The following is a 15,114-nucleotide window of genomic DNA, read 5'->3' as shown; positions in this document are numbered from 1 at the left end:
GCACGTATGGAACCTGGTGAGTTAACAGAGAGACTATCACCGAAAGCACCAAAAGTCTGGTTACTAGGTGAAATAATCTTAGATGTTATTGGTTACTTCATTATAATAATCCTGTTTTGCTTAGATTACTTTTTTGAATGGGTCTACTGGATTGGCTGGATATTAATTGGTTTGGCAATCCTGTCAGTGTTTGGCAGTTTTTATTCATTGCTTAGACCTAAGTATCTCTACAGGAGCTGGTATTACAGGGTTGATGAAGAATTTTTCCAATGTAAATATGGGGTGTGGCGTGAAAAATGGGTTACCGTTCCAATGAGTAAGGTACAATCTGTTTCTACTGAGCAAGGACCTCTGTTACGCAAATATCAATTGCGGACAATAAGTATTGAAACAATGGGTTCATCACACACCATTCCAGCTTTAGAAGAAATAACAGCTTTGCGTCTAAGAGAACAAATTGCGGAATATGCAAAACTGAAGGAAGTGGAAGAAGTATGAGGTACCATCCGCTTACCATTTTGTATCAGCTCTATCAGTTGATTAAAAATACCTTCTTCCTTATTATCTTTCTGTTTGTAATTAGAGGACAATCCGAATTTTGGCTATTTAAATATGGGAGAGTTTTACTTGCAGCAGTTATTCTTTTACGAACAATTTATATCTTCATAGAATGGTTTACCAAAACTTATGAAGTAAGAGAACGTGCCTTCGATTTAAAAGAGGGTATTTTTACAAAGGTGGACAGGACGATTCCATTCTCTAAAATACAAAACATTAAACGGCAGAAGAACTTCTTTCACAATATGTTTGGTGTCACATCTGTCACATTTGAAACTGCGATGGATGGGGAAGATGATGCGGTTGTTTTTAAAGTATTAACAGAGGCACAGGCTGATTCACTTATTTCAATAGCAGAAGCTAAGGAAGAAGAAGCAGGAGACATTGTTTCATCAATAGAAAATCAAGAGGATAAGACAGATTATATGATTCATTATCGTTCGTCCAACCGGGATTTATTGAAGGCAAGTTTTACTTCGATGAGTTTTCTGGCAATCATTCCGATGATATCGATACTCTATGAAAATTTAACACCATTTCTGCCATTTGAGTTAGTGAATAAGAGTGTTTTTCAAAAGGTGGCAGATAATTTATGGCTATTGTTTGTTCTTATTGCCGTTTCCATAGTCCTTAGTGTCTTAATTGGGATTATCCGTACATATGTGAAATACGGTATGTTCGAAATTGCCACATCTGCTTCCCATATTTTTATAAAGCGTGGAATGATGAGTACAAGCTATTTCTCCATTAAAAAGAGTAAGGTTCAGGCTGTTGTGATTACCCAGCCACTGTTGAAGCGGATACTTAATATGGCTGAAGTGAAGCTAATCAGTACCGCTAATTCGAATTCTGATGATAAGCCGCAGGAAATCAATTCACTTTATCCGTTTCTTCCATATGATGAGGCAATGAAATTAGTCGTAGAGTTACTTCCAACATATGAACTGCCCTCAAATATGCAGCGATTGCCGAAACAATCATTATGGCTCAAATTATTGATGCCGAGCTGGCCGTGGATAATTGCCACAATAGCTCTGGCTTACTTCAGGCCGACTTTTTTAAATGTAGAACAAGCCTGGTGGATTTTATCAACCACCCTATTTTTCTTTGTTTATATCAATAGAATAATGGATTATATGCATACGCAATTTGCAATAAGTGATCGGCAATTACAGTTTAGAAATGGAGGAATTTCAACAAGACTGCTGCTGACAAAGCAACAGAAGGTGGTAGAAATGGAAATAATACAGACTAAAGTGCAGCAGAAATTAAAAGTAGCATCAGTTAAAACTTCCATTCGTGCTACACCTTTAAGGGAAGAATGGTTTAAAGATGTTCCTGTTGCTTTCGCTTTCCAGTTAAACAGCTGGTTTCAAGCGGGAGAAAAAGAACTTCACAGAGTACGAAAGAAGCTGGAACGAATATAATTCGTTCCACTTTTTTTAATACTACTATTATTGACACAGCAATATTTGAATACTTTTTCAACAATATTTACATATGTTAGAAAATTTATCTTGTGTTATAATACGGTATGTAATCGCTTACTAAATTGAAAAAATTGTTGAAAGGGAGTGTATGATCAAAATATGCAGAAGAAAAGTGTTTCCATTCCTGTATTTAAGATCCAGCACAAACAAGACAAGAAATCGGTCAGAGACTTTCATTCGCACGCCGGATATGAGATCATCTGGATTAAAAATGGTGAAGCGAAGTATATTTTCGAGGAAAAAATATACCATTTAAAGAAAGACCATGTACTAATCTTTAAAAGTACCGAATTTCACAAAGTCAGTCTATCAGAAAATACAGACTACGACCGTGTAGTGATTATGTTTACTGAAGACTTTTTTTCTGTTGAACAGCCAATTTTTAAAAAATTCAAACAGATGCTAGACGATTTGCCAGCATCACACGGTTTACTCCATTTGTTTATGTGGCGGAAATCGCCATTTGAGCATATTATTGATCAGCTGCTCAGGGAGGATAGCAATATTCATGGGTGGGAACAAAAAGATGCCCTCGAATTGTATTTAACTGAATTACTTCTATTTTTAAGTCGTGAAATGCATTCATCCTGTGATCAGGACATCAATTATCACCAAACTGAGAATGAAACATCCGAGCTGTTGTTACAGGAAAGAATTTTAAAAGAGATTAATAATGTGTGGGATACGAATTGGCAATTGGAAGATTTAGCAAAGCGTCTCCATTTTAATAAATATTATCTGTGTCATTTTTTTAAAAAGGAATTTGATATGACGATTCACCAGTATATTTTGCAAAGACGTATATATGAAGCGAAAAAAATGCTGTTGGATACGGATATATCCATCAATGAATTAGCAGCAAAAATTGGTTTTTCTACAGCATCGAATTTTATTAGATGCTTTAAGAAATATGTCCACATGACTCCAAAGCAATTTAGAGATCATAGGAATGTACATATGATCAGGTGACAGGAAATGTGGGTACTTTATCCAAGTTTTCAAAGGAGGGAAGAGGTAATTGTCCAGAAATAATCAAATGAAAGGGGAAAAAAGAATGGATAATTGGAAGCGTTTTATTTACTTTGCGATGGTTTTTATACTTACTTTTTCTACTGTATTGCCTACAATGCCGTTTACAGTCGTTAAAGCTGATGAAGATTTTAACAACGTTGTTATTTTTGAAGATGATTTTAATGATGAGACGACGGGAGAAGTGCCGGGTAATGTTACTGTTTCAGAAGGTGGAGGAAGCGTAAGGGTTGTCGACGTGCCTTCAGAGGATAATAAAAGTGTCTACCTAGACGATACAAGTGAGGATACAAATGTAATTGTAAGTAAGTCTTTTGATGACCTCACAGGAGTAGTAACTGCTGAAATGAAATTCATGCAGGAAACATACACAAGTTCATCAAAAGTAATGAGAATTAAAGGTGATGGTACGCCAGTTATTATTGAAACAAAGGATGGCAGCATCACTTATCGTACAGGCGATAATTATGAGCCGCTGGTAGAAGTGGCAGAAAATCAATGGTATGACATTAAAGTAGAGATAGACTTAGATAACAGTACAGCAAATGTGTATATTGACGGGGAACTGAAATTGGAAGGTGCTGCTTTCAATGGTGCAGCAACAACGGTTAATTTCATTGAAAGCTTTACACCTAACAGTAGTGCAGTAGGACACTATATTGATGACTTAAAGATAAGTGGATCACTGCCTGAGGAAGAAGAGCAGCCGGAAGAACCGGAAGAGCCTTCTGAACCTGTCGAAGAAGGAGCAAATGGTATATATGAAGCGGAAAACGCAGTAATAAGTGATGCTATTATTGATAATAAACATGCAGGTTTTACCGGAACTGGCTTTGTTGATTATAATCCAAATGCTCCAGGAGGCTGGATTGAGTGGACTGTCGATGTACCGGCAGATGGGGATTATACATTAGATTTCCGTTATGCACACGGGGGTACAGATTTACGTCCTGCAGAGATTTCTGTTAATGGAGAAGTAGTGGAGGCAGAACTTCCATTCGATCCTACCGGTGATTTCGCTGTATGGAAAAATACATCAATGACTGCGAGTTTAACAGCAGGGGAAAATGTGATCCGCGCAACAGGTATTGCACCAAGCGGCGGAGCAAATATTGATCATTTGAGAGTATATATGGAAGTAGACACTATCTATGAAGCAGAAGATGCGTTACTTCAGGAAGATACCGTTATTATTGATAATAAGCATACCGGTTTCACTGGAACTGGATTTATTGACTACAACCCAAATGCTCCAGGTAGCTGGGTTGAATGGACAGTAGAAGTCCCGGTTGACGGAGAGTATTTCTTAGACTTCCGTTATGGTCATGGGGGAACAGATGCAAGGCCTGCGGAGATTAGTGTGAATGGAGAAGTAGTAGAACCCGAATTAGCGTTTGATCCTTCCGGCGGCTGGGCGAACTGGGTATATACTTCGATGAAGGCCGATTTGAAAGCAGGGGAAAATGTAATTCGCGCAACAGGTGTTGGAGCAAGTGGCGGAGCAAATATTGATCACTTACGTGTTCATAATAAGACAGAGGAATCTGGCGGTGGAGATGTAGAGGTTGAAGAAACGGAGCTTGCTGAGGTTGTCAGCGGATTACAGCTGAAAAAAATGAAAGAAATTGGTATCGTATCAGAATCCGGAGCGGCGGATGAAGAAACCATTACAAGAATTGAGTTTATGGCATTATTAAATGATGCACTCGGTCTTGTGAAAGAGGAAAAATTTAAAGGGTTAAGCAATGAGACTAGTGTATGGGAAGTATCGCTTGATGAGTGGTATGCATATGTACTGGAAGCTGCTAAAGCATCAGGATATGCAGATCATTTAGCACAAAACGGTAAAATTTCACCAAATGCGGAAGTTACAAAGCAAGAGGCAGCACAGATGATTGCAAATGCATCTGGTCAAACTGCTGAAATGGAAGACAGCAGCTTGCTAACATGGGGTGAAGCAAAAGAATTGATTGCTTCCATACAGAGCGAAAATCAGTCTGAATCAGCAGATGTTGTTGGTGTGCATGCTGTAGCAAATAATATTATTGCCGTTACATTAAACGGTCAATTTGACACATTCAATGTAAATGATTTGAAGGTAGTTGTTCCGACAAGAGAGTGGGATTTACTATCACCAGGTTTTGAGAATCTGGCTATTGATAAAGCAGCACAAACTACAAATAAGTTTGGACAGACAGTAATAGTCCTTCATAGCCTGGATGAGTGGAATGAAGAAGCTGAATATGTGCAGGAGATTGAAGAAACAAGATTTTCAGGTGATCTCGAAACTGCTGTAGCTGAAGCGGATAACCTGTTAACATGGCAAATGGATAATGGCGGATGGACTAAAAACTGGCCGCACATATACACACGTCCATGGGATGGCGAAGAACCACGCTCAGAATGGGTGAATGATGGGGTGGAATTAGGTACGATTGATAATGATGGAACAATCTCTGAAATGCTTTATTTAGCACAGGTTTATCAGGAAACAAAAGATCCTCGTTATAAAGAAAGTATTGAAAAAGGGTTGGAATTCTTATTCGACTTACAATATGAATCAGGTGGCTTTGCCCAGGTTTATCCAAGAAGAGGTAACTATTCTGATTATGTAACATTTAATGATGAAGCAATGGTCAATGTACTGGAATTACTGGATTTAGTCTCAGAACAGAAATATCCTTTCGATTCTGATTTAATCAGTGACGACTATGTGGCGAAATCAGAGCAATCCATCGAAAAAGCGATTGATTATATTTTGGAAGCACAAATTGAAGTAGATGGTAAACTGACAGCATGGGGAGCACAGCATGATCCGGTAACATATGAACCACGTGAAGCAAGGGCTTATGAGCATCCTTCCATTTCAGGACAGGAATCTGTTGGTGTCATTCGCTATTTAATGTCAAGACCGCAAACAGAAGAGATCAATAACGCAGTAACAGCTGCTCTCGAGTGGCTTGATGAAGTAAAGCTTGAAAATACTCGCTATGTAAGTGGTGATCCGAACAATGAATACTTTGTAGAGGACCCAAATTCAACAGCATGGTATCGTTTCTATGAAATCGGAACAAATCAGCCAATTTTCTCCGGACGTGATGGTGTTATAAAACACGATATTATGGAAATTGAAGAAGAAAGACGTAACGGATATTCATGGGGCGGACATTGGGGTACACAATTGCTGGAAATGGCAAAAACTACAGGTAATTACACAGACAAAGTATATGTTCAAGTAACAGGGGAGAGTTCTTCCGATACTTTAGGCAGAACACTGGAACCTGGAAAAGTATATCAACTGGAGCCGCTAATGGAGCAAATGGGAGAGTTGGAAAGCCGGATCACTGTTGCCAAAGATGGATCAGGTGATTATGATACAGTGCAGGCAGCTATTGATGCGGTTCCGGAAAATAATACACAGCCTGTAACTATATTTATAAAAGATGGAACATATAAAGAAGTGGTGACAGTTCCAAACAATAAGCCATTTATTACATTACAAGGTGAGAGTGAAGCAGGGACAGTCATCACATATGATAATTATGCTGGAAGAGATAATGGGGTTGGCGGTACATTAGGTACGAGTGGAAGTGCAAGTGTTTATTTACGTGCTGACGATCTCCGCATTGAAAATATGACACTGGAAAATTCATTTGATGAAAGTTCTACAGACGCAGAAGGTAAGCAGGCGGTAGCAGTATACGCAGCCGGTGATCGTCAATACTTCAGAAATGTAAGTTTTATCGGTAATCAGGACACACTTTACACACATTCAGGTACTCAATACTACTACCAGGTATATATTGAAGGGGATGTAGACTTTATCTTCGGTGGTGCACAGGTTGTAATTGAAGACTCTGTTATTCACTCGCTAGACCGGGGTTCAGATTCCAATAACGGTTATATTACGGCAGCAAGTACATTGTTATCTGATGAATACGGTATGTTGATTTTAGACAGTAAATTAACAAGTGATGCTGCTGAAGGAACTGTATATTTAGGCAGACCATGGCCAGCAGGCGGCAACCCTGAAGCAAGAGGAAGTGTTGTCTACATGAACAGTGAACTCGGTGCCCACATTAAGGAAGAAGGCTGGACGTCTATGAGTGGATTAGCTCCGGAAGATGCCAGACTGTACGAATACGAAAACTACGGACCAGGTGCAGTCATTAATGAATCACGTCGACAATTAACAGATGAAGAAGCAGCAAACTGGACAGTAGAAAATGTGTTAAATGGCTGGGATGCACAAGCATTGAACGAGGGTGATGAAGAAGAACCAGAAGAAGAGTCACCTCAAGAAATGAATATTCATGTTAACAAAGACACAGAAGTGGAAGCAAATACAGAACTTAGTATTTTAAGTGCTCAAACAAAGCTTCTGTTACCATCTGACCTGCCAGAAGGTACCGTTCTGAACATTGAGCGGGTTATTGGAAAAGAAGCAAGAGAAATAGCATCACCAGGTGATAAAGTATTTAAATTACATTTCACTTTCCCTGAAGGTGCGGTGGATTATGTAGGTGAATACGAATTGATCCGACGTCAAGGGCACCCATCAAGTGAAAAAGAGAAATTTTTCTTATCCAATGATGGCAGCTGGGAATTAATCGAGAATTAATAATTGGGAAAGCCTCACACTAAAGGTGTGAGGCTTTTTTCCTGGAAGCATTACTTACTCTAAGCATATTTAAGAGGCTTGCCAATAATCTGAATCACGAAAAGCCTCCTTAACCTGTACAAAGATAACTTCGTGATATAATATATATGTTTTGAGAATGATACATAATGTTAAAGTAAGGGGCGTTATATTTGAAAAACCAAACACTCGCGAACACGACGATGGAAACGATACAATGGTTTGTGTTTTTACTGGCAAGTTCTGTGGCTTTACCAATTGTGATTGGTGCCATCTTTGAAATGAACTTTACGGAAGTATCCGGTTTAATGCAGCGGACTTTCTTTATTGTTGGGGTTGCTTCATTACTGCAAGGACTATTCGGTCACAGATTGCCTATTATGGAAGGTCCGGCAGGTATTTGGATAAGTATATTTACCGTAATGGCTGTGACCGGATTACAACACGGAACATCCCTGGATGATTCTTTAAGAATATTAGAAACCACGATGATTTTCACAGGGATTTTCTTGTTTTTATTCGGTATTTTTAAAATTTCCCAGTTGATTCTGCCGATTTTTACTCCACTTGTAACAGGGGTTTTCTTCTTTTTACTTACAGTGCAATTAAGCGGTACTTTCCTGCAGGGAATGCTTGGCCTGCAAGGTGACTCTGAGACGATTCAGATGGGTGGAGCTGCCCTTGCATTTTTTACATTTTTCATAGTACTTGGTCTTTCGATTTTCGGGAAAGGCTGGTTAAGCAGTTATGCTGTCCTCATAGGGATAGCGATTGGCTGGATTATGTATGTTGTGATGCTTGGCAGCGAACATGCAATTGGTGATGTTGTATTATTTTCCTTACCGGAATTGTTTGCTTTTGGTATGCCGAAATTTGACCTTAGTGTTATACCTATTGCATTTATTACTGCTTTAATTTTAATCTCTAATGTGGTAGCATCCATTGTTGCGGTGAGTCAGACTCTCGGTTTAGAGAAAAAAGACTACAGGAAAGAAGTAAATCGTGGGACGATTTTTTCCGGCCTGAATCATGGTTTGGCCGGAGTTTTCTCATCGATTGCCAATGTTCCACTAGCTACTTCGGCTGGATTTATTGGATTAACAGGGCAAAAGAAGAAGATGCCATTCATTTATGCTTCTATTCTGTTAGTTATCATTGCATTATTTCCGCCGGTTGTCGCATTAATTTCGAGCATCCCGAGTCCTATTGCAAACGCGGCATTGATGGCATCATTTGTCCAATTAGTGGGTCTTGCTGTTAACAATGTGACATTAGAAAAATTGGACACAAGAAAAATCACGATTGTCGGTGTGGCTTATTTATTCGGAATGGGGACAATGTTCCTGCCGACAGAAGTATTTGCAGAATTCCCATCCTATTTACAGAATTTATTAAGTAATGGTTTGCTTGTCGGGACAGCGATCGTGATCGTACTGGAGCAATTGTGGCGGGAATAAAATAATGAAGCAGGAATGGCAACTTCTCATTGCCGTTCCTGCTTATTCATCTTCATCATTGGAACCATCTAATGCTTTTAGAAAGTAGGCAGTTGGGAGCAGTAAGCCAAGAGCTGCTTGAAGTAAGGAAAAAAAGCGTGCCGAACCAACTGGAACGATATCTCCATAACCGATAGAGAGTAATGTTACTCCGCTGAAGTATAAAAGATTTGGAAAGGTTTGTTCCATCGGCTTATTACTCGGGGAACTCTCCATAATAATCGTTTCATTCAGTGACAGTGCATAATAGATAACAGCAAAACCGAATGTCAATCCTATAAATACAAGAAACAGCTTCCGAAATAATATAGTACTGAAATAACTTTTTCGGTATGTTTTATTTGAGAAGAAATAATAAATATTGATTACAATAAATAAAATACCTAAAACAATTAATATATTAGCCAAAACAGCATCCCTCCTATAAGAGAGATTCACCATTTAGCAAAATTTAAACATAAAATTACTTCAGACATCTGCTCATTGTAATCCAATTATTTGTTTATATTCCTCAATTGTAGTTTCAGGCTTGATCTCTTTCCTGGGAATCTCATATATATTCGTTCCTCTGCTGACATCTCCAGGGACAACAGTAAATGCCATATTAAAGCCCAGGTCTTTAAAAAGCTGAATATTTCCATCATCAAATCCACCATATGGTGATGCAAAAGCTTGTTTGCTTCCATCTAAGTTTACAATACTTGCCCTGATATCTGCTTCTGCGTCTTTATCAGTTTTTCCGATTAGAAAGGGAGTGCCATCCTTCATTCTTTGATGGAAATTATAAGTATGGCTTTCGAATTCAAATACATCACAGGAATTTTTAAGATCATGGACACTGAGATACTGAAAAGTGCCTGGTTTATAATCTTTCTCATTCTTTGTGATAGACCCAGTAATAACAAAGCTTGCTGCAGTGAAGTCATTTTCTTTTAATACAGGATATGCTTCGTATGCATTGTCCTTGAATCCATCATCGAAGGTTAACACAATGCTGTTTTTCGGTACATCCAGCTTTCCATTAATAAACAATTCCAATTCTCTTAGCGTTAAGGTAGTATATTCCTCTCTTTTTAACAGCTTCATCTGTTCTGTAAAGTTCTCTTTTAATACGACAGTGGAGACAATGGATCCATCCTCTTCATATAAATTTTCATCCAGATCCTTTTCATCAATGATACGGTGATACATTAATACAGGAACACTTTTAGCTTTCTCGTAATCTTTTAATGGAAAGCTTCTAACATCGCGGGTCCATTGCTGGCAACTTGCTAATTCGAAATTTTCATCTTTAGGAAATAAATCATTATATTGTAATGCTTCGGTCACATCATCCGCAAAAAATGTTATTAGCATTGTGAAAGAAAAGAAAAAGACAAATGTGAATAAAAGATTAATCAATAGTTCTTTTTTCAAACTGTCACTGCCTCCTTTGTTATATTACATGGCTGTTTGACGTCTCTGCCGGAACAGGATTAGGTGGGGCAACAGTATTCTGACCAGTCCTTTTGGTGACGTGCCAGCTGTTTTTATTGACCATGTACATAATCGTACCGGAAATAACAAAGACGAGTCCTAAAAGCCGGTAGGTAATCGTTTCAACAGGAATGAACAGCAGTACTTTAATTAGCTGTTTAAATGAATATTTTGATCCGAATCTTGCCGCAACTATTAGAGTAATGAAACCTTGATAGATGGATAAGAAAGCAGTAGTGGAAAACAGGGCGACAGCAACCATATAGTTATCTGGATAAATTAACAGCATTATCGGAATCATTGCCGTAGGAAAAGCATTTAATGTTCCTAGCAGTAAGTATTCAAATAAAAGCATGAAAGAAACACGGAATCCCAATTTTTGAAAAAAGTCCCTCCGGAAATGGATAACGCAGTCAATAAAACCTTTCTGCCATCTTATTCTTTGCTGAACAAGCTCTTTCAGTGTGGAGGGACATTCCGTATAACAAATGGCGCGGGGAATAAAAGCAAGTGTTGATTTTCTGTATTTTCTTGTTGTTTTAATTAACCGATGTATTTTTAAGGTGATATCCATGTCTTCCCCGACTGTTTTACGATATCCATTGACATCAAACAGGACTTGTTTTCTGAATGCACCAAATGCACCAGCAATCACAATGATTGATTTGAGCTTGGACTGGGTCATTTTATGTAAATAGAAAGCAGTGAGATATTGCAAAATTTGATAGCGGATAATTCCTTTCGTTTTAAAACTGGGACGCAAATATAGAAAATTCCCGGTGAAACCTTGAGTGATCTGGACAAGCCCACCGCCTGCAATTACCGTCTCCTTCTGAAATGCAGAATTCACCTCACAGAGGGATAGCGGATCCAGCATACTGTCCGCATCCAGTGTCACGATAAGTTCCTTTGAAGCATATTCAATTCCGGCATTTAAAGCGTCTGCTTTTCCACCATTTTCTTTATCAATTAAATATATTTTTGGAGAAATTCCCGATTGATATATTTGATTAATTTCATTATGTGAGATTTTTGAAGCGGGAACCAATTCAACCGGCTGAAGGTCAAGATGAGAGTGAAGGAGTGAAAGTGTGTTGTCCGATGACCCATCATTTACAAAGATTACTTCATAATTGGAGTATTTTAAATTGATGATCCCCTGTAAACTGTTTAGTATAATCTGTTCTTCATTAAATGCAGGTATTATGACACTTATTCCTTTCTCCTTATCCAGTCTTACACTGTTTTCACTCTTTTTGACAGAAAACAATGGATAAAATAAATAGGCTATTTGTATCATTACATAAAGACCGAATACTATCAGAGTCGCCATAAGCATTAGCTATCTACTCCTGTCTGCTGGTATACTCTTACATAATCAACTTTAAAAGTTTGCGGGAAAATAGTCGTATCGTCAGGACTACCAGGCCAGTTGCCTCCAATAGCGGTATTAAGATATAAATACATTTCCTCTGATGGTATATTAACGGTTGATCTGAAGCGCTCTATCCCATCAATTAGCCAAATGATCTCACTCTTTGACCATTCAATGGCATAGGTGTGATAATCCAGGGAAAAATCTTCACCGACAAAGGAGTCAAGGTTACTTGTTAACTTACCGTTTTTGTCTACGTAATGCTGAACCATCCAGATCCGGTCAGGTTCATGTCCAAGCATCTCTAAAATATCAATTTCCGGAAGCCAGGTATTATCAATATTTGGCATCATCCAAAAAGCCGGGAACATTCCCTGGCCTGTTGGCAGTTTCGCTCGTATCTCCACTTTTCCATATTGAAAATAAAATTTATCCTTCGAATGAATCGCACCCGAAGTGTATTGTCTGCCATGGTATTCCTCTTTTTTGCTGATCAAATGGAGGTTTCCATTATTAACAGATACATTGTCAGGGGTATAGAATTGTAGTTCATTGTTTTTTTCAGCCGCCCAGTTTTCTATATTCCAGTTAGATTTCAGTGATTGCGGCTGGTCGAACTCCTCATTCCATAAAAGCGTCCATCCATCCTCTTTATACTTATTACGTATTTGTAAATTATTGAAAAAGTCATCTGTATCCATGTTTTTTTCCAGTGGAATATTATGAAGTTCGGATACGTTGAATGAAGGCATTGTTTCCCCCTTCCCGATATGGATAAACAAAATGGGGAATACTACAAGCATAGAAATGATAATCATCCGTTTCACCATTTTTTCACCTATTCTCAGAAAGAAATGTACTTTTAAAAGAACAACAATCATTGTTTTATAGATAAAATGTTCTATATAAAGAACCTAAGGTTAGTATATATACAGCACTATTTTATGAAAACAACGAAAAACCCTCATATTTTAGGGAATATAGAGAATTAACAGATATAAAGAGGATATATCAATCATTATCATACAATATCTGCTGTTTTCTTTGAATTCAACTTTATTACAGAAGATCGAGGAAAGTAGACACTTTTTTTATGTTTTCTAAAACGAAACCTTTCATTTGTTCTTTACGTAATTATAGTAGATTGATGATTACAGGCGTTGAGCCATGTGATAAATGAAGGATGGTGGAAAAATGAAACGACTAAGTATAATAGGTATCACTATTTTGTTTTTAACAGGGTGTTCTTTTTTGGAAGATGTGAACAGCTCTCTTGATTATGCAGAAAAAGCAACAACATATTTAACTGAATTGAGTAACTTTGCAGAAGAGGGTCCGCAGATGATTGAGGGTGTAATGAACGATACAGTGACGGAACAAGAGCTGGAGGAGCAGTTATTAACTATACAGTCAATGATTGAGGATTTTAATAAGGTGGAAGTCCCGGCAGTTGCAGAGGAAATTCATCAAAACATAATGATGAAAAATGAAGAACTGCTTAACGAAATTAATACAGTGATAGAAGATGGTAATCTCGTTATCGACCAGCTTGAGAATTCAGAAATTGTCCAAACAATAAATGAAGCTTCAGAATTATTAAACCGTATCGAAAATCTGGGATTGTAAAAAAGGAAGACAGCTAAGATAAATATTGATCCATCTTTATACCCGCTTTGTTTTGCTTACTGTATCTATGACAGAATAATCATTTGATTTATTCAGACAGGAAACATAAATCGCCTCTTTATTGCATTTTTTATCTATCTCTTTTTTAGCAATATAAATGTTAGGAATAGCTGCAGAATCAGCGGATATGATATGCTCAATATGTGAAGAAGCGTGAAATGAGGGGGAGTGAAATGAAAGCTGTTATCTTAGCTGCTGGATATGCAACAAGGTTATATCCATTAACAGAAAATAAGGCAAAACCATTACTGGAGATCGGCAATAGACCATTAGTGGAGCACCTTTTGGAAAAAATTAATGAGGTAAAAATAATTGACCATGTATACATCGTCACTAATGCGAAATTTTATGATGATTTCGTGGTATGGTCTCGAAGCAGCCGGTATTTTTCAAAGGTTACCATATTAAATGATGGAACAGAAACTAATGAGACAAGACTCGGAGCAATCGGTGACATTACCTATGTAATCAATGAAGCGAATATTGAAGAGGATGTAATGATAGCGGCTGGTGATAATTTATTCAGTTTCGATTTTCAGCCATTTGTTCACTTTTTCTATGAAAAACAAACTGATTGTATTATTGTCCAGTCTGTCAGTGATCAAAAAGAACTGCAGAGGACCGGGGTGGCGGCGATTAAGCCAGATGGCCTTGTGACAGGATTCGAAGAGAAACCAGAATGTCCAAAAACTAGCCTTGCTGTACCGCCAATTTACTTATATAAAAAAGAAACAATAAAATTATTAGGAAATTACTTGCAATCAGGCAACAATCCTGATGCTCCCGGCAACTTTATTCCGTGGTTAATTAAGCATAAAAATGTGTATGCTTATCCAATTAGAGGAGCTTGTTACGATATTGGAACATTGGAAAGCTACCAGAAAATAAGTAAAATGTATGCCGAAAGGAAGTAGACTGAATATGTTTAAAAAGATACATCACATTGCTATCATATGTTCCGACTATTCTGCTTCTAAGGAATTCTATGTAGACAAGCTTGGCTTAGAGATAATTAGTGAAGAATATCGAGAAGAACGTCATTCTTACAAACTTGATCTCGCATTAAACGGGGAATATATTATTGAATTATTTTCATTTCCTGATTCCCCGCAGCGATTATCTTATCCAGAAGCTAACGGATTGCGCCATCTTGCTTTCGAGGTGACGAATATGGAGGAAACTTGCCGTAAAATAGAGCAAATGGGGATAGAACTCGAAACTGTCAGAATTGATGCAAACAATGGAAAAAAATATACGTTTTTTCACGATCCCGATGGTCTGCCTATAGAGTTATATGAGGGATAAGAGATTTTACATAATGAAATCTTTTCGGTGAAATAATCAGTGATAAAAGTGAAATTTCAT

At 37.8% G+C, this 15,114-nt stretch carries 12 protein-coding genes; 8 read left to right on the top strand and 4 right to left on the bottom strand.

Going from position 1 to position 15,114, the window contains the following annotated elements; translation table 11 throughout:
- The first annotated feature begins 6 nt into the window (after positions 1-6).
- The 5 genes from BMW36_RS09255 to BMW36_RS09235 all read left to right on the top strand — a co-directional run bounded on the left by BMW36_RS09255 (position 7) and on the right by BMW36_RS09235 (position 9,173).
- Complete coding sequence (locus tag BMW36_RS09255; RefSeq protein WP_089740594.1) at positions 7-498, top strand: PH domain-containing protein; 492 nt, start codon at positions 7-9, stop codon at positions 496-498.
- Entirely contained in the window at positions 495-1,985 is a 1,491-nt protein-coding gene (locus BMW36_RS09250; RefSeq protein WP_089740593.1) for a PH domain-containing protein, read from the top strand. The genes BMW36_RS09255 and BMW36_RS09250 overlap by 4 nt, the downstream gene beginning before the upstream one ends.
- A 162-nt stretch (positions 1,986-2,147) precedes the next feature.
- On the top strand, positions 2,148-3,017 hold the full coding sequence (locus tag BMW36_RS09245; protein WP_089740592.1) for a helix-turn-helix transcriptional regulator: 870 nt from the start codon (positions 2,148-2,150) through the stop codon (positions 3,015-3,017).
- A 49-nt stretch (positions 3,018-3,066) separates the two neighbouring features.
- On the top strand, positions 3,067-7,698 hold the full coding sequence (gene pelA / locus BMW36_RS09240; protein WP_089740591.1) for a pectate lyase: 4,632 nt from the start codon (positions 3,067-3,069) through the stop codon (positions 7,696-7,698).
- Between the two features lie 191 nt (positions 7,699-7,889).
- Entirely contained in the window at positions 7,890-9,173 is a 1,284-nt protein-coding gene (locus tag BMW36_RS09235) for a purine/pyrimidine permease (protein ID WP_245711640.1), read from the top strand.
- A 42-nt stretch (positions 9,174-9,215) separates the two neighbouring features.
- Here BMW36_RS09235 and BMW36_RS09230 read toward each other — a convergent pair whose 3' ends face one another.
- The 4 genes from BMW36_RS09230 to BMW36_RS09215 form a co-directional block, all read right to left on the bottom strand.
- Positions 9,216-9,620: an ion channel gene (locus BMW36_RS09230; RefSeq protein WP_089740590.1), complete on the bottom strand. Its 405-nt coding sequence runs from the start codon at positions 9,618-9,620 to the stop codon at positions 9,216-9,218.
- A gap of 72 nt (positions 9,621-9,692) precedes the next feature.
- The gene (locus BMW36_RS09225) at positions 9,693-10,628 is read right to left on the bottom strand and encodes a polysaccharide deacetylase family protein (RefSeq protein WP_089740589.1); all 936 of its coding nucleotides are present in this window, start codon (positions 10,626-10,628) and stop codon (positions 9,693-9,695) included.
- Positions 10,629-10,647: 19 nt separating this feature from the next.
- The gene (locus BMW36_RS09220; RefSeq protein ID WP_089740588.1) at positions 10,648-12,027 is read right to left on the bottom strand and encodes a glycosyltransferase family 2 protein; all 1,380 of its coding nucleotides are present in this window, start codon (positions 12,025-12,027) and stop codon (positions 10,648-10,650) included.
- A complete protein-coding gene (locus BMW36_RS09215) occupies positions 12,027-12,881 on the bottom strand; it encodes a glycoside hydrolase family 16 protein (protein ID WP_281243024.1) in 855 nt (284 codons plus the stop codon). Before BMW36_RS09215 ends, BMW36_RS09220 begins: the two co-directional genes overlap by 1 nt.
- Positions 12,882-13,257: 376 nt before the next feature.
- Between BMW36_RS09215 and BMW36_RS09210 the strand changes: the two genes are divergently transcribed.
- The 3 genes from BMW36_RS09210 to gloA2 all read left to right on the top strand — a co-directional run bounded on the left by BMW36_RS09210 (position 13,258) and on the right by gloA2 (position 15,054).
- Positions 13,258-13,689, top strand: a complete 432-nt coding sequence (locus BMW36_RS09210; protein WP_139180306.1) for a DUF6376 family protein — start codon at positions 13,258-13,260, stop codon at positions 13,687-13,689.
- Between the two features lie 233 nt (positions 13,690-13,922).
- Positions 13,923-14,663 carry a nucleotidyltransferase family protein gene (locus BMW36_RS09205; protein WP_089740585.1) on the top strand — a complete coding sequence of 247 codons (741 nt, stop codon included), beginning with the start codon at positions 13,923-13,925 and terminating at the stop codon, positions 14,661-14,663.
- A gap of 7 nt (positions 14,664-14,670) precedes the next feature.
- Positions 14,671-15,054, top strand: coding sequence for an SMU1112c/YaeR family gloxylase I-like metalloprotein (gloA2, locus tag BMW36_RS09200; RefSeq protein ID WP_089740584.1), 384 nt, complete (start codon positions 14,671-14,673; stop codon positions 15,052-15,054).
- Positions 15,055-15,114: the final 60 nt, after the last annotated feature.

The sequence above is a fragment of the Gracilibacillus ureilyticus genome, assembly GCF_900111195.1.
In the GTDB taxonomy this organism is placed as follows: Bacteria; Bacillota; Bacilli; order Bacillales; family Amphibacillaceae; genus Gracilibacillus; species Gracilibacillus ureilyticus.
The sequence above is the reverse complement of the archived record's forward strand: the minus strand, read 5'-3'. Positions and strand labels throughout refer to the sequence as shown.